The sequence below is a fragment of the Cryobacterium melibiosiphilum genome, from assembly GCF_003602235.1.
Lineage (GTDB): Bacteria > Actinomycetota > Actinomycetes > Actinomycetales > Microbacteriaceae > Cryobacterium > Cryobacterium melibiosiphilum.
The window spans coordinates 1-20470 of record NZ_QZVS01000077.1; the positions used below are offsets into that span (position 1 = coordinate 1).

Sequence of the window (20470 nt, forward strand, 5' to 3'; positions counted from 1 at the left end):
GACCGGTACTAATAAGCCGATAATTTGATAACACTACAGTTTGAATAAGCTGCATGCGTCCACTATGTGGTTCTCGATGTACGGTCGAGAACAACGCTCACCTCAGGTGAGCTCTATAACTAAAAAATATAGGTTCGAAACAAGCATCAACAATTGTTTCGGCGGCTATAGCAAGAGGGAAACGCCCGGTCACATTCCGAACCCGGAAGCTAAGACTCTTTGCGCCGATGGTACTGCAGGGGGGACCCTGTGGGAGAGTAGGACACCGCCGGACTTAACTTAGAATAATCAGGAAAGCCACCCCTCACGGGGTGGCTTTCCTGCGTTAAGGCCACCCGCACGGGTGGCCTTTTCTGGTTTAAGGCCGACCCGCGTGCGGCCCGTCAGAGGGGATAGACTTTTCCGGTGAACGCCCAACGCCCCTCTTCTGCCACCCTGCGTGGACGCTTCGTGCAACTCCAACGACTCGGCTCCGACGCCATGCCTGAGCTCTACAAGGCCATCGGCAAGCCCGCCGTCTTTGCTCACGGCTACGGCGGTGGGCCGGCGGCCCTGCGCACCGACGTCGACCGCTTCACGACCTGGGCGGACACGTATTTTCAGTGGGAGGGCATGCCCTACGCCGTACGGCTGCTGGGCGGGCCGAACGACGGCGACCTCGTGGGAACAACCACTCTGGGTGACATCGACCTCGTCAACGAGTCCGCGCACCTCGGCTGGACCGCCTATGACCCCCGCGTCTGGGGAACGGCCGTCAACGCCGAGACCAAGCTCCTGCTGCTCGGGGCCGCTTTCGACAGCGGCTTCGGCCGGGTCAAGATTCAAGCGGATGCCATGAACGAGCGCTCGCGTGCGGCGATCCTCGGCATCGGGGCGACCTTCGAGGGCGTTCTGCGCCGTGACCGTCCGCGCGCCGACGGCACCTGGCGTGACACCGCTGTCTACTCAATCCTGCGCGAGGAATGGCCGACCGTGCAGGCCGGACTGCAGACCCGACTCGACGCGTTCCAGGGGCGTTCGGTGTCCTATCGCTCTCGCTGACGCGGGGGCAGACGTCACGCGAGCCCCGCGGCCGCTCATCGCGCTCCAGTTCCTCGGCATGGGCCTCGTCTGGGGCGCCAGCTTCCTGTTCATGAAGATCGCGCTCGACGGAGTGAGTTTCGGCCAGGTGGCTTGGTCGCGGCTGGTGCTGGGCGGCCTGACGCTTGGGATCATTGTCGCGGTCTCGCGCCCGCGCGTGGCCAGCGGGCCCGTGTTGCCGCGCGAAGCATTCGTCTGGCTGCACTTTCTGGTCATTGCGGTGACCGGATGTGTGCTGCCACACCTGCTCTTCGCCTGGGCCGAGCAGTACGTGTCGTCGGGGCTCGCCAGCATCTACAACGCAGTGACGCCCATCATGACCGCGCTGATGGCCACGCTGGCCTTTCGGGTGGAGCGCCTCGCCCGGGTGCAGGTGCTGGGGGTGCTCGTAGGCATCATCGGGGTCGTCGTCATCATCGCGCCGTGGCAATACTCCGAGCTCACCGGTGATTTATGGGGCCAGCTGGCCTGCCTCGGCGCCGCCGTCAGCTACGGCTTCACTTTCGGCTACACGCGCCGGTTCTTGAGCGGACGCCCGATCGCCGGCGCCACCTTCGCCTTCATGAACATCGGCATCGGCGGGGCGATCATGCTGGCGCTGACGCCGGTGCTGGCCTGGACGCCGGTCGAGCTCACTCTGCCCATCGTGCTGTGCCTCGTAACACTGGGGGCCCTCGGCACGGGGCTCGCGTACATCTGGCACATCAACGTGCTGCGGGCCTGGGGCCCCACGACGACGTCGACCGTCACCTACGTCACCCCGGTGGTCGGCGTGACCCTCGGGGTGCTGGTGCTCGCCGAGACGTTCTCCTGGCATGAACCGACCGGGGCACTGCTGGTGCTCGGGGGCATCCTCCTGACCCAGCGGAGGCTTCGCACCCGACTGCGCCGAGACCCGGCGGATATTGCACCCAGCGGGCATGCATTATCGTCGAAGCATGGCCGTACAGGAAGAATTGCCCGCTGACGCGGGGCAGGACGCGATTGACCAGCTGCACAGCATCCGCGAGAGCATCGACAATATCGATGCGGCGCTGATCCACCTCCTTGCGGAACGGTTCAAATTCACCCAGGGCGTCGGCCGGCTGAAGGCGGCGCACGGCCTGCCGCCCGCCGATCCCGCCCGGGAACTGATGCAGATCGAACGCCTGCGGGCACTGGCCATTGAGGCCCACCTCGACCCCGCCTTCGCGGAGAAGTTCCTGAACTTCGTCATCGCGGAGGTCATCCACCACCACGTGCAGATCGCCGGCGGTCAGACCGCTTCCGGCGCGTAGGCCCGGCTCGCGCATGGGCTGGAACCCGCGACACCTGCCCGCGCAACCCGGCAGAACCTTCGTCGTCACCGGCGCCAACGCGGGCCTTGGGTATTTCACGAGCGAGCAACTGGCGTCCACCGGAGCGCAGGTCATCCTCGCCTGCCGCAATGACGCGCGGGCGCAGAACGCGGCGACCCGCATTCGGGAACGGGTGCCCGGGGCATCCGTCTCGACGATGCTGTTGGACGTGTCTGACCTGCAGTCCGTGCGCACCGCGAGTGAGACTCTTCGCGCACTGCCCCGGCTCGATGGGCTGATCCTCAACGCCGGAATCGTGCACCCGTCGGCGGACCGTCAGGTGAGCCTCGACGGCAATGAGCTGATCCTGGCCACGAACTTCCTCGGACATTTCGCTCTCACCGCGGGCACGCTCATGGCCCTGCGCCGCACTCCCGGTAGTCGGGTGGTGTCACTCGGGTCGGTGATCTCCCGAATCATGGATTCGTCCCTGGACGATCTGCAGTTGGCCACGACGTACAACGGGTGGAAGGCCTACGCCCAGTCGAAGATCGCCATGCAGGTGTTCGGATTCGAACTCGACCGACGTTTGCGCGCCAACGGCGCCGGCATGGTGCAGTCGGTCGTCGCGCACCCGGGATACTCTATTTCCGGGCTCACCCCCACCGTTGACGGGATCAACGAGATCACACCGGTCAAGCGTGTGATCGACGGAGTGCAGCTTCTGGTGGGCGCTCAGAGTAAGGAGCGCGGCGCGTGGCCGACGGTGCGCGCGGCGCTCGATGCGGATGCCCGCGGCGGGGACTATTTCGGCCCGCGCTTTCTCACCCGCGGGGCGCCGACCCGCCAACCGGCCACGGCCACCTCACGTGACCGCGGCGTCGCCACACGCCTGTGGGAGCGCGCCGAGACGCTGATCGGCGAACCCTTTCTCTAAGCGGCAGCAGAACCGGCTGGCGGGGCCGGTGGCCCCGCCAGCCGATCAGGCGAAGGCGGCCGGCAGGGTTGAGCGGTGGCGCGCCTGCAGGTCGGCCAGGTCGACCGAGAACACGTCCTGAATGTCCAGGGCGTGCAGGGTGGCATCCGTCACGCCGATGCGCAGCACCGGGTACTCGCGGCCCTTGCAGAGGCCGAGGAACTTCACGTCGTCTTCGCGGGGAACGCTCACGATGACGCGGCCGGCCGATTCACTGAACAGGGCGACGGATGCGTCCACGCCGTCCCGCTCGCAGATCTCGCTCAGCCAGACCCGCGCGCCGACACCGAAGCGCATGACGGCTTCGGCGAGGGCCTGGGCGAGCCCGCCCTCGCTGAGGTCGTGGGCGCTGTCGACGAGGGCTTCCTTCGATGCGGCGTGCAGCAGGCCGCCAAGGGCGACCTCACGCTTCAGGTCCACGGCCGGCGGGCGTCCGCCGAGGTGGTTGTGCACGACGCCGGCCCAGGCCGATCCGTCGAGCTCTTCGGCGGTGGTGCCGAGTAGGTAGATGTTGTGTCCGTCGTCCTGCCAGCCACTCGGGGTGCGGCGTCCGACGTCGTCGATCACGCCGAGCACGGCCACGACCGGGGTCGGGTGGATCGGCTGGGTGCCGGTCTGGTTGTAGAACGACACATTGCCGCCCGTGACCGGGATCTCCATTTCGAGGCATCCGTCGGCGAGGGCCGTGACGGCCTCACGGAACTGCCACATGACCTCGGGGTTCTCGGGAGAGCCGAAGTTGAGGCAGTCGCTGATGCCGACCGGAACCGCACCGGTCGCGGCGACGTTGCGGTAGGCCTCGGCGAGGGCGAGCTGGGCGCCCACGTACGGGTCGAGCTGGCAGTAGCGCCCGTTCGCGTCGGTCGCGATGGCGAAACCGAGCCCACTTTCTTCGTCGACACGGATCATGCCACCGTCGTCGGGGAAGGCGAGGGCGGTGTTGCCGCCGACGTAGTGGTCGTACTGGTCTGTGATCCAGCTCGGGTCGGCGAGGTTCGGCGAGCCGAGCAGGTCGAGGAACTGGCTGCGCAGGGTCTCACCGTCGAGCGCGCGGGGCAGAACGGACGCGGTGTCGGCCTGCAGGGCGTCGATCCAGGTCGGGTAGGCGACCGGGCGCTCGTAGACCGGGCCGTCGATCGCGACGGTGCGCGGGTCGACGTTGACGATCTCTTCGCCGTTCCAGTCGATGATCAGGCGGCCGGAGTCGGTGACCTCGCCGAGCACACTGGTCTCCACGTCCCACTTGTCGGTGACCGCGAGGAAACCGGCGAGCTTCTCGGGGGTGACGACCGCCATCATCCGCTCCTGGCTTTCGCTCATCAGGATTTCTTCGGCGGTGAGGGTCGGGTCGCGCAGAAGTACGTTTTCGAGCTGGATGTACATGCCGCCGTCGCCGTTCGACGCCAGCTCGCTCGTCGCGCAGCTGATGCCGGCGGCGCCGAGGTCCTGGATTCCTTCGACGAGCTTGCCCTGGAACAGTTCAAGGCAGCACTCGATGAGTACCTTCTCGGCGAAGGGGTCGCCGACCTGCACGGCGGGGCGCTTGGTCGGGCCGCCGGCGCTGAAGGTGTCGGAGGCGAGGATCGACGCGCCGCCGATGCCGTCGCCGCCGGTGCGGGCACCGAAGAGCACGACCTTGTTGCCCACGCCGCGGGCGTTGGCCAGGTGCAGGTCTTCGTGGCGCATGACGCCGACCGAGAGGGCGTTGACGAGCGGGTTGCCCTGGTAGACGGCGTCGAAATAGGTCTCGCCGCCGATGTTGGGCAGGCCCAGGCAGTTGCCGTAGAAGCTGATGCCGCTCACGGCGCCGTGCACGACCCGGGCGGTGTCGGGGTCGTTGATGTCACCGAAGCGCAGGGCATCCATGACGGCGACCGGGCGGGCGCCCATCGAGATGATGTCGCGCACGATGCCGCCGACGCCGGTCGCGGCACCCTGGAACGGCTCAATGTAGGAGGGGTGGTTGTGCGACTCGATCTTGAAGGTGACGGCCCAGCCCTCACCGACGTCGAGCACGCCGGCATTCTCGCCCATGCCGACCATCAGGTTCTTCTTCATGGCGGGGGTGACCTTGTCGCCGAACTGGCGCAGGTACATCTTCGAGCTCTTATAGGAGCAGTGCTCGCTCCACATCACCGAGTACATGGCGAGCTCGCCACTTGTGGGGCGGCGGCCCAGAATCTCGCGAATCTGTGCGTACTCGTCGGCCTTGAGCCCGAGCGCGCCGTAGGGCTGCTCTTTCTCGGGCGTCGCCGCGGCATTCGAGACGGTGTCCGCGATGCCGCGGGAGGGTGTGGTGGAAACAGCGGTCACGTGGCGTTCTCCCAGATATAGCGGATGCTTGACCCGCCCAGTCTACCTGTAGCCCCTCCGCACGGTTCGGCCGGTGGGTGCCGGGTGCAGACTGCACCTGGCTACCGTTTCACGAGTATTTAGGGTCCACTGGTCGGCGATAACGTCGATTGCGGCTCTGCGGCGGCGCCGTCGGGGTGATGGCGCCTTGCTCAATGAGTACACGCAGGCGCGGACGGAGCGAATTGGTGCTGCTGTGGGTTGCGTCGACCAACTCATGGATGTTGAGCTCGTTTTCCTGACCGAGGGCAGCAAGAATTCGTTCATCGAGGCTGCGATCGGGAAAGCTGCCCGGTGGGGACATTTCATCCGCGAACAATGTGTTTTCGTTCACCTCGGCGGCGACTAGTCGTGGCCCCGGCCGATACGGGCCGCCGGGTTGCGCGGGAAAGCGAAGCCAGTCATCGGCAACTAGCGTTCGCAAGACCACTCGGGCGTCCGCAGAATCCATTCCGAATTGGGCACGGAGGAGCTGATCTTCGACGTCGTATCCTCGATGTACCAGAGCCAAAGTTCGCTGTGCGTCGGGATCAAGCGAGCCCGCCCCAATTGCGGACAGCCACGTTGACATCTCTGGATTGAGCAGGCCATGTCGATCGAGCGTGACGGTCATGCTCGTTGACGTGGCGGTGAAGCGCGGTGCGGGGAGTCCCATCCCGCCCAGAGCCCCGGCCATGCGCAGAATTCCGGAACCAGCGTTCTCGCACACCGTCTCGTCGCGGTCGGGGAAAGGGACCTCGGTGAGCAGGCTCGCGAGGATTTGGTTGCGGGACCGAGAGTTGCCGTCGAATAGATCGACAACACGGCGGCCGCCCCAGATGCCGCCCGGGCTCCACACCTCCAACCGGTCTGGATAGATTTCCACCCGTACCTGGTCGCCGACCGCGAAACCGCTGTAGTCACGGTGAGTCAGAGCGTTGGCGATCGCTTCACGCACGGCGTCCACCGGGATTTCGGGTTCGTCGGATGCGCCGGCGCCCCGAGAAACGCGCCGTACCTTGAGGTTGCTCAGAACTGCGCGCACGGCATCGTCGACCATCACCGGGATCGAGCCTTCGATCACCTGACGGTCCAACATGCGAACCTGCCCGACGATGTCCGCTTTGCTGCGGCCGGGGTAGGCCGCAAAGGTGATCATGAGTTGGGGAAAGAACTGTTGCGGGTAGGTCCCCAGAGTGAGCAGGCCAGCGAGTGTCAGAGTGACGCCGTCGGATGCGACCACGTTGTGCCGCTGCAGAATATCGGCGGTGCTCGTGAGCCCCGCGAACGAACGGGGCCGGGTCCTGCGGAGTCGGGCGATGTACCGCTCGACCAGTGCAGAATCCAGATCGGCGATCGTGGTGCCGTCGACGAGTGCACTGTCTTCGCGCGGTTGGCCGCGGTCCGAGGTGAGGAGGAAGATCGCGTAGGTGCTCATTCGGCGGTCCCCGTCACCGACCCGCTCGTAGGTGCCGGCTTCTACTCCCTGGGTGGTGACGTACGACGGTTTTCTGTCGGCGGGGAGCTCAGCAACATCCACGATGACGACCTGTGCGCCATCAACCTCGGCTATATCGATCGTGCCGATGGGACGGGGTGTTACCGGGCCAGCGGGTTCTTGCGGGCCTCGAGGTCGGAAAGCGTCAGAGATTGCATCACGAATACGAGTCGCGTCGAATCCCTCAGCGGGCTCGAATCCCTCATCTTCTGCGAGCCCGAGAATGATCAGTCCGCCGCCGTGGTTACTGAAGGCGCTCACCGTCGGCCACAAGCTCTTCGGGAGCTCGCGAACCGCGGCCTTCACCTCAATTTGTCTCAGGTCGGTCCCAGCGCGGCGGACACCCCGGATGACCTCGCTCAGGGATCCCTGACTTGTCTTCACTTGATCCTCACTTGCTGTCACTATAGCTTCACTATAGCTTCACTGTGGTTGTCAGTGAGGTGACAAGTGAGGCCAAAGTGATGACTCGAACGACGCGAAGCCGTGATTGACAGTGTCGGTGTCGGAGCTGCGTAGGGCCAGGCGACAGCAGGTTGCGGCACGTTGCGCGCTCTCAAGGAGCGAGCTGCGGCCGGTCGAGGTGCGGGCGGTAGCCCTGTTCGGTCGCCCACGGCAGCCAGTTCGTTGGCGGCCAGGTGCCATCACGCAGCTGCGGGTGGTTGGGGTGACGGTGAAGCGCCCAGAGTGCGAAGACCAGTTCGGCCCATTCTGACGTGAGCCGCCAAGTGACCGGACCCTCGGTGGATCTGGCCTGCATGATCACCACGTTGAAGGCGACGACCTGCATAAGGTCGACCGCCTCCCAGCGCCAGCGAAACAGCCCCTGCCTGGTGTGGATGTAGAAGCCTCCGGTGGTGACGAAGAGTGTGCCACCGAACAGCGATCGCCAGGCCTCCTGCGCGTCTGCCGCGGCCTGATTGCGGCGGGAGGCGTTGCCGGCCGCGCTGGCCGCGAGCGTTCCCGCCGCCAGCGCGAGTCCGAATGCGCCGGTGCCCCAGACGAATGTTGACGACCGGTTATAGGAGCCGTCGCCGGCGGCATGGAATGAGTCGACAAACAGGTTGCCTGCCGTAACGGCAACTTCGCCGTCGGTCAGCGGGAATAGCGTGTCGATGCGGTGCTGAGGAACATGGCCGTTCACCGTGTCGAAGACGATGTGGCAGGTGGTCCAGAGCGCCGTGTCGGCGGGCAGCCACACGCGATTTTGTGGGTCGGCAGCGCCCTTCGGGGGAGGAATCACACTCGAGAGTAGCGTGGCGGTCTCGGTCTCGGTCTCGGGATAGCCACCCCATTCAGAGACGGGCGCGCAGGTCCTTGCGCAGGATCTTGCCCGACGCCGACTTCGGGATGACGTCGATGAACTCGACCACACGCACCTTCTTGTGCGGAGCGACCCGTTCGGCGACCCAGGCGATGACGATCTCGCCGGTGATGCCGGCATCCGCTACCGCCACGATGTAGGCCTTCGGGATCTCCTGGCCGTCGTCGTCGTTGATGCCGATCACGGCGGCATCGTTCACGTGCGGGTGGGTGAGCAGCAGCGCCTCGAGCTCAGCCGGCGCGATCTGGTAGCCCTTGTACTTGATGAGCTCCTTGCTGCGATCGACGATCTTCACGACGCCCTCCGCGCTGACCGTGGCGACGTCGCCGGTGTGCAGAAAACCGTCGGAATCGATGGTCTCCCGGGTGGCCTCGTCGTTGTTCAGGTAGCCGAGCATCACGTTCGGGCCGCGCACGAGCAGCTCGCCGGGGTCGCTGACACCGGACGCCGGCACGGTGATCTCGTCGCCGGTCTCGAGCGACACGAGCTTGCACTCCATATTCGGAATGGTCACGCCCACGGAGTCGCGCGAGATTTCGGGGGCGTCCTGCGGAATCAGGTGGGACACCGGGCTGGCTTCGGTCATGCCGTAGCCCTGCAGCATGCGGCAGCCCAGCCGTTCGGCGACGGCCGTCGCGAGGGCGCCGTCGAGCGGCGCCGCCCCCGAGAGAATCGTGTGCACGCTGGAGAGGTCATAATCGGCGACGAGCGGATGCTTCGCGAGGGCGACCGCAACCGGCGGCGCAATGAACACATACGAGCAGCGTTCGTCCTGGATGATGCGCAGAAACTCGGCGAGGTCGAACTTCGGCATGGTCACGAGGCGAGCCCGCTGCTTGAACGCGAGGTTCAGCAGCACGGTCATGCCGTAGATGTGGAAGAACGGCAGCAGCGCGAGCACCCGGTCGTCGGGCACGACGTTGATCAGCCCGCGGGCCTGCTGCACGTTGGCGACCAGGTTGCGGTGGCTGAGCATGACGCCCTTGGGCCGCCCGGTGGTGCCCGAGGAATACGGCAGCACGGCCACGTGGGTTGCCGGGTCGATCGCGGGCGCGTCGACGAGCGGTTCGGCGAGCAGCAGGTCGGCCATCGACGGATGCCCCACGGCCCCGTCGAGCACGATGAGGTGGCTGTCGTCGAAACCCACCGTCTGGGCGGCCTCGCGGGCCCCGCCGAGCAACGGTGACACGGTGACCAGCCAGGTCGCGCCGGCGTCGTCGAGCTGGCGCTGGATCTCGCCGGCCGTATAGAGGGAGTTGATGGTCGTGACAGTGATGCCCGCGCGCAGCAGCCCGTGGAAGACGCTCGTGAACGCCGGAATGTTCGGGCAGAGCAGGGCCACGACGGTTCCGGGCCCGGCGCCGCGGGCGGCGAACGCGCCGGCGACGCGGTTGATCTGGTCGAGCAAGGTGCGGTAGGTCATGGCCGCGCCAGTCGCGCCGTCGACGACCGCGACCCGGTCGACGTCCGCCGGGCTGAGGTCGCCGAACAGGTAGTCGTAAATGCTGGCGTCGGGAATCTCGACGGGGGAATACGGGCTGGTGAACACGCAAAATCTCCTTTGATTTCGGTCACGCTTCGGGGCGTGTCCACACACTAGCCCACGCCCCCGACAGTTGATCGACCGTCGTTTACCTCCCGGACACCCGAACGGGGGCTGCCGTTGAGGTCGGATCCCTAGCCTGAATTTCGACCGCGCCCGGACCGGGCGTGGAACGAAAGGTTGTCACGTGGTATTCAGCCCCTCCGCTCGATTCCGTACGGCGTTCGCCGCCGGCGCCGCTGTGCTCCTCACCGCGGGCCTCGCCTCGTGCGCCGCGACGACCGACGACGCCGCAACAGAGCTGGACGGCGCGAGCGACGTGAGCTACGCCGTCGACGAGAACACCCTCGTGTTCGGCGTCGTGCCCGACGCGGTGGACACCCAGACCAACTACCAGCCGCTCATGGACTACCTCTCCCAGGAGACCGGCAAGACCGTGGAATACCACGAGTCCACCGACTACGCGGCGCTCATCGAAGCGGCCATCGCCGGCAAGGTCGACGTGGGATCGTTCTCCGGTTTCACGTACCTCACCGCACTCAACAACGGTGCCGAGATCACCCCGATCTCCTCCATCGTCACGGTCGAGGGCGAGGCCGCCGGGTACTACTCGCAGGCCATCGTGCCCGCGGACAGCGACATCACCTCGCTCGACGAGTTCGCCGGCAAGAAGGTCTGCTTCGTCGACCCCTCGTCGACGTCGGGTTACCTGTTCCCGTCGTACAACCTGCTCGAGGCCGGCGTCGACCCGGTCGAAGACGTGACCCCGGTCTTCGCCGGCAAGCACGACGTGAGCGTGCAGAAGGTCTCCGAAAACCGTGAGTGCGAGGTGGGCTTTGCCGAGGACAGCGAAGTGACCAAGAACCCGGGCGTGAAGGTCATCGCCGAGACCATGGTTCCCGGCGCCCCCATCGTGATGAGCGACGCTTTGCCCGCCGAGCTGAAAACCCAGCTCACCGAGCTGCTCGGTGAGGTGACCGTCGACGACATCATCGCCGCCGGCATCGAGGGCGCCGACTCCGAGTCGTTCCGCATGGTCTTCCTGGCCACCGAGCCCGTCGACGACGCGTACTACGACACCATCCGGGACATCTGCGTGAAGACCGAAGCCGCACAGTGCGAGAGCTAAGCTCCGAAACGAACACGGCGACGGATGCTGCGGCATCCGTCATCGAGGTCGCGAACGTCACGAAGACCTTCGGTGACACCGTCGCCCTGAACGGTGCCTCGCTGAGCGTGCGGCGCGGCGAGATCGTGGTGCTGCTCGGGCTGTCCGGTTCAGGCAAGAGCACCCTGCTGCGCCACCTCGACGGCCTCGAAGAACCCGACAGCGGCACGGTCACCGTGCTCGGCGAGCCAGTCTCGACCCTGGCCGGAAAACGCCTGCGGGCACTGCGCGGTCGGGTCGGCTTCATCTTTCAGCAGTTCGAGCTCGTGCCCTCGCTGACCGTGCTCGAAAACGTGCTGACCGGGGCGCTCGCCCGGGTGAGCGGCCCCCGGCTCGGGCTCTGGGGCTACAACCGAGCGCTGCGGCTCGCCGCGCTCGGCCACCTCGACCGGGTCGGCCTGCTCGCGCAGGCTTACCAACGCGCCGACACCCTGTCGGGCGGGCAGCAGCAGCGCGTGGGCATCGCCCGGGCGTTGATGCAGAATCCCGAGATTCTGCTCGCCGACGAACCGGTCGCCTCCCTCGACCCGGAATCGAGCGACCAGGTCATGGCCCTCATCCGCGAGATCGCGATGGACCAGGGCCTGACCGTGGTGTGCAGCCTGCACCAGGTCGACCTCGCCCTGTCCTGGGGCGACCGCATCGTGGGCCTGCGGCACGGCGAAGTCGTGCTCGACACCCCCGCCGCGGGCCTCAGCAAGGCCGCGGTCATGGAGATCTACGGCCGCGTCGCCACGACGACGGCCGAGCTGGATGCCATCGCGACCGAACTCGAATCCGCGCGCGCCACCGATCTCATCGGCGCCACCGCGGAGTCCGCTCGATGACCCTCACCGCAGCGCGACCCCGCGCGGCCGCGCGGTCGGGCCGTCCGTCTGGCGGCGCCGGTGACCGCGGCACCCTCGAGGCGCGGGCGCCGCGGCGTCGCCTCTCGCCCGAGAAGATCGCCGCCGGGCTGACCCTCGTCGCGCTCGTGGTGGCATCCGTCGTCTCGCTCGTCAGCATCGACATCTCGATTCCGCAGATGATCGAGAGCTGGGGCAACGCCCAGAACTTCTTCGAGCGGGTCGGGGTGATCAGCTTTCCTGAACCCGGCGACCTGCTCTACCTGACCGCCCTTACCGTGGGCCTCGTGCTCTGCGGCACCCTCTTCGCCGCGTTTTTCTCGGTGCCGATCGCCTTCCTCGCCGCCGCCAACACGACGCCCGGCCGCGGCTGGATGGTCGCCGGCCGCTTTGCCGGGGTGTTCTTTCGCGCAGTGCCCGACGTGGTGCTCGCCATGGTCTTCGTGCTGATGTTCTCGCTCGGGTCGCTGCCGGGAATCCTCGCCATCGGCATCCACTCGATCGGCATGATCAGCAAGATGTTCGCCGACGCGATCGAGCAGATCGACGAGGGCCCTCGCCTGGCCATTCGCGCGGCCGGCGGCACCACCTTGCAGGAGTTCACCTCGGGGATTCTGCCGCAGGTGCTGCCCTCGTGGGTGGCGACCGTTCTGCACCGTAACGACATCAACCTGCGCGGCTCGGTGATTCTCGGCTATGTCGGCGTGGTCGGCCTCGGGCTCGAGATGTCGTACGCGTTCAAATCGCTCGATTACTCGCTCGGCCTCGGCATCGCGCTCATCATCTTCGCGCTGTGCGTGGTCATGGAGATCGTCTCGAGCGTCGTGCGCACCGCCATGCTCGGCTTCGCACCGACGCGTCGCAGCCTCGGCGATCGACTGCTCCGTCGCCTCGGAATGCGCGGGCGCCGCGTCGACCCGGCTGACACCTCGGCCGCGTCGGCCGCGCTGGCCCGCAAGATGAGCCGAGCGGATGCCCGCACCGCCGCCCTCCGCCGCCCCTGGGACGCCGCCCGCCGCCGCAATACGGTGTGGGGCTGGGCCGCCGGCCTCGTCATCATCGGCAGTGTGCTCATCTCCGATATCCAGTGGGGCGACTTCGTGACCTTCTGGGGCTACCTGCCCGAAACCGCCGCAAAATTCTGGCCACCGAGCTTCGGCAGCTACGACGCGCCGACCATGATCGCGGCGATGGGGGAGACGATCGCGATCGCGCTCGCCGCGACGATCCTCACGATCATCGCGTCGATCGTGATCGGCTCGCTCGCCGCCCGCAACGTGGCGCCGAGCCCGCGGGTGCGCAGCGGAATGCGCCTGGTCCTGGTGTCGATCCGCGGCATTCCGGAGATCATCCTCGCGATCGTGCTGATCGTCGTGACCGGCCTCGGAACCCAGGCCGGCACGATCGCCCTGGCGATCGGCGGCATCGGCCTGCTCGGCAAGCTGCTGGCCGATTCGCTTGAAGAGGTGAAGCCCGGACCAGAGCAGGCGCTGACCGCCGCCGGCGCGAGCCGGCTGCAGGTCTACGCCGGAGCCACTGCACCGCAGGGCATGAAAGCCCTGATCGGGCACAGCTTCTACATGCTTGACACCAACATTAGGGCGGCGACGATCCTCGGGCTCGTGGGCGGCGGCGGAGTCGGGTACTTTCTGCTCAACGCCGGCCAGGGGTCACGTTATGACCTCGTGACGACGATCGTCGTGATGATCCTCGTCACGGTTCTCGTGGTCGAAGCGCTCGCGATGTGGATGCGCCGGGTGTTCCGATGAGTGCTGTGGCTGCCAGCGCGTTCGACGTCGTGGTGGTCGGTTCGGGCATCGTGGGCCTCGGCCACGCGCTCGCCGCGAGTGATCGCGGGCTGAGCGTCGTGGTGGTGGACCGCGCGGCGACGCTCGCCGGGGCATCCGTACGCAATTTCGGCCACCTGTGCTTCACCCCGCAAGCCGGACTTGCCCGCGAGTTCGCGGCTCTCTCGCGGCCGCTCTGGCTGCGCCTGGCGACGGATGCCGGACTCTGGCTGCGCGAATCCGGCACCCTGGTCGTCGCCCGCCACGCCGACGAGTTGCGCGTGCTCGAAGAGGTCGCCGCCGAACGCGGTGGCGACTCAGCCTTCACGGGCGACCTCGGCCGCGACGTGGCCGGGCGCCCCGAAATCGAATTACTGGACCGTGCCGAGCTGGAGTCCCGGGCGCCGGTCGGCCCCGGAACCGCCGTGGGCGGCGCCTTTCTGCCGGCCGACCTGCAGGTCAACCCGCGGCAGGCCGGCGCGGCGCTCGCCGGGTACCTGGCCGGGCGTGGCGTGGAGTTTCGCTACCGCACCGCCGTCACCGGTGTGCGCGCAGGAGTCGTCGAGACGACCCGCGGCCGCATCGACGCGGGCACGGTGATCGTGGCCGTCAACCACGACATCGACCAGCTCTATCCCGAGGTCGCCGAGCGCGTCGGCATCCTTCGTTGCGGGCTCGACATGCTGCGCGTCGACGCGAGCCTGCGGGCGCCGCTGGTGGCGCCGCTGCTCACCGGCTGGTCGCTGCTGCGTTATGCCGCCTTTGCCGGGACGCCGTCGGCCGCGGGCCTGCGGGAACGGCTGCACCGGGAGCATCCGCAGCTCGCCGCCCTGGATCTGAACCAGATGTACACGCAGCTGCCGGGCGGCAGCCTGATCGTGGGGGACACCCACTATCGCGGTGATGCCGTGTCGCCGTTCCAGGCCGAGGGTGCCTCCGAAACCCTGCTCGACCTGACGGCGGAGCTGTTCGCGGTGCCGCGGCCGCGGGTGATCGAACGCTGGCAGGGCGTCTATGCCTCCGGGCCCAACGATTTTCTCATCGAAGAGCCGGAACCGGGCGTGCACCTCGTCGCCGCGACCACCGGCATCGGCATGACGACCGGACTCGGGCTCGCCGAGAGTGTCGTCGCCGGGTTTTATGCTTCCGCTCAATCCGCACCACTCGCACACCCCACGAAAGGCACATCATGACCATTAGTGACGGAACCTTCATCGCCGACGACGCCGCGGCCGAGGCAGTCTTCGACGGCCAGGCCGAGCTCGAAGACTACGACGAAGAGTTCGAAGAGCTCGACGTCGAACTCGTCGTGCTCGACATGGCCGGCACGACCGTGCGCGATGACGGACTCGTCGAGCGGGCTTTCGTGGTCGCCGCCCGCGCCGTGGGCCTCGCGACGACCGATGACGCCCTCGAGGCCGCGCTCGACTATGTGCGCGAGACCATGGGCCAGTCCAAGATCCAGGTCTTCCGGGCCCTGACCGAGAACGAAGACGTCGCCAACGCCGCGAACGTGGCTTTCGAGGCGGCTTACCTCGAGCTCGTGATCGAGGCCGGGGTGACCGCGATCGACGGCGCCGAAGACCTCTTTCGGGAGCTGCGCGACTACGGCGTGAAGATCGCGCTGACGACCGGGTTCTCCCGTGCCACCCAGGATGCCCTGCTCGACGCCCTCGGCTGGGCCGATCTGATCGACCTCACCCTGTGCCCCGGCGACGCCGGCCGCGGCCGCCCGTTCCCTGACCTCAACCTCACGGCGCTGCTGCGCACCGGCGCCACGAGTGTCAGCGGCATGGTCGTCGTCGGCGACACGGCGAGCGATATGCTCGCCGGGGTCAACGCCGGAGCCGGCCTCGTGGTCGGCGTGCTGAGCGGCACCCACGACGAGGAGACCCTCGAAGACGCGGGCGCCGACGTGATCATCGACAGCATCGCCGACCTCGCCGAACTGCTCGGCCTGCGCGACGACGAGGAGTAGCCCCGGAGTCGGGCCGGGGCGGCAGGTGGGCTCGCGGCACTTATTACGTCTGGCGGCACTCGTTCCATCGAGTGCCGCCAGACCGAACGAGTGCCGCGACCGCCAGGCCGCGGTTGACCGGGCTGGCCCCGCGGCTCAATCTGCGGTTGCATGGTGAGCATGCTCGCTGAAATCCTGACCACGATCACCGCGGTCGGCGCCGCCGTCATGGGCGGGGTCTTCCTCGCTTTCTCGGTGATGGTGATGCCGGCGCTGCGGCGCAGGCCCGCGGCCGACGCGATCGGCGTGATGCAGCAGATCAATGTCGCGGCGGTGCGCCCGCTGTTCCTGGCCGTGCTCTTTGGAACGGCCGCGGCATCCGTCGCCCTGATTGTGGGCCAGATTCTCGATCCGGCAGCGGATGCCGCCCAGCGGCTGGTCGGCTCCGCCCTCTACCTGGCCAGCGTGGCGGTGACGATCGGTTTCCACGTGCCGCGCAACAACGCGCTGGCACGGCTGGACCCGAACGCCGCGGAATCAGACGCGGCCTGGACGACATTCGCGGCCCAGTGGACCGCCGGCAACCACGTTCGGGCGTTGCTCGGGGTCGCGGCGGCGGTGACGCTACTGCTTTAGGCGCCGCCGGGCGGCCCCAGAGTCAGCAGCACGGCCATCACGGCGCCGAGTCCGATCACCAGCACGGCCGCAAAGAGCACCGGGCGCACGAGCATCCAGCGGAGCAGCGCGCTCACACGGGTGTGGTCGCGGGGGTCGTCGGTGCGCGTTCGGCGCCAGTCGCCGTCGAGGTGGCCGTTCTTCTCGAGTCCCCGGTCGAGGGGAATCGTGCCGAACGGCACGATCGAGGTGGCCACGGCGATAGCCGTGAGCTTCGGCCCCCAGTGCTGGTTCACACCGACCAGCAGCGCCGTCATGGCGAACGCGATGAAGACGAGCCCGTGCAGAAATCCGCCGACCTGCACGCCGAGCTCGCCGACCTGCAGCACGTATTTGCCGAGCATTCCGGCGATCAGCAGCGCCCAGGTGATGGCCTCGGCGATGGCTACGGATCGAAACAGCAGGCGGGGGGACATTGACCCATGCTCGCAGCCGAATCTGGGCAAGTCCCCGTCTGCACGCGGCGCGAGTCTGGACGTTCGCCGATAATCTTGCACGACTGTAAGTTTGCAGTTGTGCAATTACGCAGTGATTGCAAGAATTGGGAGATGATCACGGATCCCACGCTCGGCCTGCGCGACCGAAAGCGCCTCGAAACGCGCGCCCGGCTCGAAGAGGCCGCCGTCACGCTGGTGCTGCGCGACGGCCTCGAGCAGACCACCGTCGACGCCATCAGCGATCTCGCTGACGTCTCGCCGCGCACGTTCTTCAACTATTTCGACAGTAAAGACAGCGCGATCCTCGGGCTGCGCGAGATCGAGATCACCGTTGCCATGCTCGCGGAGACCATCGACCGCGCTGCGGCCGACGGGCTCGTCGACGCGGTTGTGCACCTGATCCTCGAGGTCATGGGCGCCCCGCTCACCCGGTCGACCATCAAGGAAGACCGGATGGAAATCGTGCGGCGTCACCCGCACCTCCTCGCCGGCCAGCTCGCGCAGTTCACCCAGATCGCGGCGCAACTCACCGAGGCCGTGCAGGTTCTGCTCGCCCGGGACCCGCGTTACGCGGGCCAGGGCGACGCCGATCGGGCGGCGTCCGCTGACCTGGTGCTGTCGCTCTGCGGTGGGGCCGTGCGCGCCGCGGTGAAGGAATGGGCGGCGGATGCCGCCGCCGTCAGAGCCCGCTTCGACACCGAGAGCACCAGCACAAGACTTGAACTTCGAGCAATTTCGCTCACCAGAGAGGTACTAGAAAAACTCAAATGACCACCACACTCAACCGGGATGCCGCCCCCGCGTCGGCCCCCGCGGCCGCCGACCCGGGTGCCAAGCGCGGCATCCTGCTCGTCTTCGCCGGCCTCATGGTCACCATGCTGCTCGCCTCGCTCGACCAGACCATTTTCAGCACCGCCCTGCCCACAATCGTCGGCGAGCTCAACGGCGTCGACCACATGCTCTGGGTCACCACGGCGTACATCCTCGCCTCCACGATCATGCTGCCGGTCTACGGCAAGCTCGGCGACCTGATCGGCCGCAAGGGCCTGTTCATCGGCGCGATCAGCATCTTCATTCTCGGCTCCGTCATCGGCGGCCTCGCGCCCGACATGACCTGGCTGATCATCGGCCGGGCCGTGCAGGGCCTCGGCGGCGGTGGCCTGATGATCCTCTCGCAGGCAATCATCGCCGACGTCGTTCCCGCCCGGGAACGTGGCAAGTACATGGGCATCATGGGCGGCGTGTTCGCGCTGTCGTCCGTGGCCGGTCCGCTGCTCGGCGGCTGGTTCACCGAGGGCATCGGCTGGCGCTGGGCGTTCTGGATGAACATCCCCCTCGGCGCGCTCGCCATCATCACGGCGGTCTTCTTCCTCCGGCTGCCCAAGGTCGACCACGCCAAGCCCACGCTCGACGTTGCCGGCATGGGCCTGCTCGCCCTCGCCTCGACCGGCCTCGTGCTCACCACGACCTGGGGCGGCACCACCTACGCCTGGGATTCCCTGCTCATCATCTCCCTGATCATCGGCACGATCGTCACCGCCGTGGCCTTCATCATGGTCGAGCGTCGCGCCGCCGAGCCGATCATGCCGCTGCACCTGTTCCGCGACCGCAACTTCACCCTCACCACGATCGCCGGGCTCATCACCGGCATCGCGATGTTCGGCGCCCTCGCCTACCTGCCGACCTACCTGCAGATGGTCACCGGCGCGAACGCCACCGAGGCCGGGTTCCTGATGATCCCGATGATGGCCGCGCTGCTCATCAGCTCCATCGGCTCCGGCTGGCTGGTGTCCAAATTCGGCCGGTACAAGTGGATGCCCATCCTCGGCACGGTCATCGTGGCCGTCGCCCTGGTGCTGCTCTCGACCATGACGCCCACCCTCGAGACCTGGGTTCTCTGCAGCTATCTCGCCCTGATGGGTCTCGGACTCGGCCTCAGCATGCAGATTCTGATCCTGATCGTGCAGAACAGCTTCCCGAACTCCGAGGTCGGAACGGCGACCGCGTCGAACAACTACTTCCGCCAGATCGGTGCCTCGATCGGATCCGCCGTGGTCGGCAGCCTGTTCGCCGCCCGCCTCACCGAACTGCTCACCGAGCGGATGCCCGCCGGTGCCGCCGGTGGCGGCGACGCGAACTCCTTCACCCCGGCCATCGTGCAGGGCCTTCCGGATGCCGCCCGCCAGATCGTGATCAGCGGGTACAACGACGCCCTCACGCCGGTGTTCCTCTACATGGTGCCGCTCGTGATCGTGGCCGTCATCCTGCTCTGCTTCGTGACGGAGAAGCCGCTCGCCACCACCATCGAGCGCGACGGCGTGCCCGAAACCCGTGCGGTCGACGGCAACAGCAGCGTGCACCTGGCCGGTGCCGAGAAAGCGGATGCCGCCGCCTCTTCGGCCGCAGGCCCCACAGCATCCGCTGCCCCGGCTCACACGACCGCGGGCTAGGTACCCAGCGTCGACAGCTGCTCGTGTGCCTGCCACCGCAGGCGCACGAGCACCTGACGGCGCTGCTAGCGTGACACCATGCGTGCATCCCGTTCACAGGCCCGATCCGGCGGTGCCCGGTGATCGGCGTCATCCTCGCGCTGACCTCGGCCGCGGCCTACGGCGTCAGCGACTTTCTCGGCGGGCTCGCCTCGCGGCGGGTGGCCGCCCTGCGGGTCATCCTGGTCTCGTATCCGCTGTCTGCGGTGATCGTCACCGTGCTCGCGGTGGTCGTCGGCGGCACGCCCTCCTGGCACGCGATGCTGTTCGGGGCGGCCTCGGGGCTCGCCCTGGCGCTGGCGATGTGGTGGTTCTACATCGCGCTCGCCGAGGGCCCGATGAGCGTCGTGTCGCCGATGACGGCGGTGCTCGTGGCCGGCATCCCGGTCATCGTCGGCGTGGCCCTGGGGGAGCGGCCGTCGGTCATCTCGTTCGTCGGGGTGGGCCTCGCGATCGTCGCCGTGCTGCTGGTCAGTCGTGAGCCGACGGATGCCGCGCCCGGCACTGACCCCGCGATCCCCGGCATGCTGGCGCCGGGCCACGTCGCTCTCGCTCCAGCCCCGCGCTTCACCCGGCGCGTGGCCTGGTTCACGATCGGCTCCGGCACCTTCTTCGCGCTCGCGTTCATCTTCGTGCACCAGATCGAGGCCGGCACCGGGCTGTGGCCGCTGGTCGCGTCGCGGGGCGTCGCATCCGTCATCGTGATTGCCGTGGCCGTCGCGACCCGACAGCATGGCCTGCTGCCGCGCGGCATTGTGGGCATTGCCGTGATCATTGCGCTGCTCGATGTGACCGCGAACGTGACGATGCTCTACGCCTTCCAGGGCGGCCTGCTCTCTCTGGTCAGCGTGCTGATCGCGCTGTACCCGGCGGTGACCGTGCTGCTCGCGGTGCTCGTCCTGAAGGAGCGCGTCGGCCGTCTGCAGGTCGCCGGGATGGGCCTCGCTCTGGCGGCGATCGCGGCGATCGCCATCAACGGCTGAAACTCAGAAAAAAAATGTGTCGCCGGTGTCCTATCGGGCGGGGCCCGTTCGTTCCTAAAGTAGATCCATCATTCGATGGATCCCCACGAAAAACCGTGAA

General features: G+C 67.3%; 18 protein-coding genes and 1 rRNA gene. 14 read left to right on the top strand and 5 right to left on the bottom strand.

From position 1 onward, the window contains the following. The first annotated feature begins 157 nt into the window (after positions 1 to 157). The 5 genes from rrf to D6T64_RS08020 all read left to right on the top strand — a co-directional run bounded on the left by rrf (position 158) and on the right by D6T64_RS08020 (position 3294). Positions 158 to 274: ribosomal RNA gene (gene rrf, locus D6T64_RS08000) — 5S ribosomal RNA — on the top strand. Between the two features lie 131 nt (positions 275 to 405). After that, the gene (locus tag D6T64_RS08005) at positions 406 to 1041 is read left to right on the top strand and encodes a GNAT family N-acetyltransferase (RefSeq protein WP_119973984.1); all 636 of its coding nucleotides are present in this window, start codon (positions 406 to 408) and stop codon (positions 1039 to 1041) included. Positions 1042 to 1078: 37 nt separating this feature from the next. Then, the gene (locus D6T64_RS08010) at positions 1079 to 2047 is read left to right on the top strand and encodes a DMT family transporter (protein ID WP_456064319.1); all 969 of its coding nucleotides are present in this window, start codon (positions 1079 to 1081) and stop codon (positions 2045 to 2047) included. After that, complete coding sequence (locus D6T64_RS08015) at positions 2019 to 2357, top strand: chorismate mutase (RefSeq protein WP_119973989.1); 339 nt, start codon at positions 2019 to 2021, stop codon at positions 2355 to 2357. Before D6T64_RS08010 ends, D6T64_RS08015 begins: the two co-directional genes overlap by 29 nt. 13 nt (positions 2358 to 2370) lie before the next feature. Continuing rightward, positions 2371 to 3294, top strand: coding sequence for an SDR family NAD(P)-dependent oxidoreductase (locus tag D6T64_RS08020; protein WP_119973991.1), 924 nt, complete (start codon positions 2371 to 2373; stop codon positions 3292 to 3294). A 45-nt stretch (positions 3295 to 3339) separates the two neighbouring features. Here D6T64_RS08020 and purL read toward each other — a convergent pair whose 3' ends face one another. From purL to D6T64_RS08040, 4 genes are all read right to left on the bottom strand, one after another. Further along, positions 3340 to 5646, bottom strand: coding sequence for a phosphoribosylformylglycinamidine synthase subunit PurL (gene purL / locus D6T64_RS08025; RefSeq protein WP_119973993.1), 2307 nt, complete (start codon positions 5644 to 5646; stop codon positions 3340 to 3342). Between the two features lie 109 nt (positions 5647 to 5755). Further along, positions 5756 to 7468 (bottom strand): ATP-binding protein, encoded by a 1713-nt coding sequence (locus tag D6T64_RS08030; RefSeq protein WP_199719111.1) that lies wholly within the window; start codon positions 7466 to 7468, stop codon positions 5756 to 5758. Positions 7469 to 7718: 250 nt separating this feature from the next. After that, positions 7719 to 8405 carry a hypothetical protein gene (locus D6T64_RS08035; RefSeq protein WP_147364508.1) on the bottom strand — a complete coding sequence of 229 codons (687 nt, stop codon included), beginning with the start codon at positions 8403 to 8405 and terminating at the stop codon, positions 7719 to 7721. Between the two features lie 52 nt (positions 8406 to 8457). Continuing rightward, a complete protein-coding gene (locus D6T64_RS08040) occupies positions 8458 to 10035 on the bottom strand; it encodes an AMP-binding protein (RefSeq protein WP_119973997.1) in 1578 nt (525 codons plus the stop codon). A gap of 181 nt (positions 10036 to 10216) precedes the next feature. Between D6T64_RS08040 and D6T64_RS08045 the strand changes: the two genes are divergently transcribed. The 6 genes from D6T64_RS08045 to D6T64_RS08070 all read left to right on the top strand — a co-directional run bounded on the left by D6T64_RS08045 (position 10217) and on the right by D6T64_RS08070 (position 16422). Continuing rightward, positions 10217 to 11158: a phosphate/phosphite/phosphonate ABC transporter substrate-binding protein gene (locus D6T64_RS08045; RefSeq protein ID WP_119973999.1), complete on the top strand. Its 942-nt coding sequence runs from the start codon at positions 10217 to 10219 to the stop codon at positions 11156 to 11158. Beyond that, complete coding sequence (phnC, locus tag D6T64_RS08050) at positions 11146 to 12024, top strand: phosphonate ABC transporter ATP-binding protein (protein ID WP_119974001.1); 879 nt, start codon at positions 11146 to 11148, stop codon at positions 12022 to 12024. The genes D6T64_RS08045 and phnC overlap by 13 nt, the downstream gene beginning before the upstream one ends. Then, positions 12021 to 13811, top strand: a complete 1791-nt coding sequence (locus tag D6T64_RS08055; RefSeq protein WP_119974003.1) for a PhnE/PtxC family ABC transporter permease — start codon at positions 12021 to 12023, stop codon at positions 13809 to 13811. Before phnC ends, D6T64_RS08055 begins: the two co-directional genes overlap by 4 nt. Next, entirely contained in the window at positions 13808 to 15022 is a 1215-nt protein-coding gene (locus D6T64_RS08060; RefSeq protein ID WP_119974103.1) for a TIGR03364 family FAD-dependent oxidoreductase, read from the top strand. Before D6T64_RS08055 ends, D6T64_RS08060 begins: the two co-directional genes overlap by 4 nt. After that, the gene (locus D6T64_RS08065; protein ID WP_119974005.1) at positions 15019 to 15807 is read left to right on the top strand and encodes a phosphonatase-like hydrolase; all 789 of its coding nucleotides are present in this window, start codon (positions 15019 to 15021) and stop codon (positions 15805 to 15807) included. Before D6T64_RS08060 ends, D6T64_RS08065 begins: the two co-directional genes overlap by 4 nt. A 159-nt stretch (positions 15808 to 15966) precedes the next feature. Further along, on the top strand, positions 15967 to 16422 hold the full coding sequence (locus D6T64_RS08070) for an anthrone oxygenase family protein (protein ID WP_119974105.1): 456 nt from the start codon (positions 15967 to 15969) through the stop codon (positions 16420 to 16422). Here the strand turns inward: D6T64_RS08070 and D6T64_RS08075 are convergent. Beyond that, on the bottom strand, positions 16419 to 16877 hold the full coding sequence (locus tag D6T64_RS08075) for a DUF3817 domain-containing protein (RefSeq protein ID WP_119974008.1): 459 nt from the start codon (positions 16875 to 16877) through the stop codon (positions 16419 to 16421). The two genes, D6T64_RS08070 and D6T64_RS08075, sit on opposite strands and share 4 nt — an antisense overlap. 132 nt (positions 16878 to 17009) lie before the next feature. On the opposite strand from D6T64_RS08075, the gene D6T64_RS08080 reads away from it, so the two are divergent. The 3 genes from D6T64_RS08080 (at position 17010) to D6T64_RS08090 (ending at position 20370) form a co-directional block, all read left to right on the top strand. After that, positions 17010 to 17669: a TetR/AcrR family transcriptional regulator gene (locus D6T64_RS08080; protein ID WP_158594844.1), complete on the top strand. Its 660-nt coding sequence runs from the start codon at positions 17010 to 17012 to the stop codon at positions 17667 to 17669. After that, positions 17666 to 19348: an MDR family MFS transporter gene (locus D6T64_RS08085; RefSeq protein ID WP_119974012.1), complete on the top strand. Its 1683-nt coding sequence runs from the start codon at positions 17666 to 17668 to the stop codon at positions 19346 to 19348. The genes D6T64_RS08080 and D6T64_RS08085 overlap by 4 nt, the downstream gene beginning before the upstream one ends. Positions 19349 to 19467: 119 nt before the next feature. Next, positions 19468 to 20370 carry an EamA family transporter gene (locus D6T64_RS08090; protein WP_199719112.1) on the top strand — a complete coding sequence of 301 codons (903 nt, stop codon included), beginning with the start codon at positions 19468 to 19470 and terminating at the stop codon, positions 20368 to 20370. Positions 20371 to 20470 lie beyond the last annotated feature (100 nt).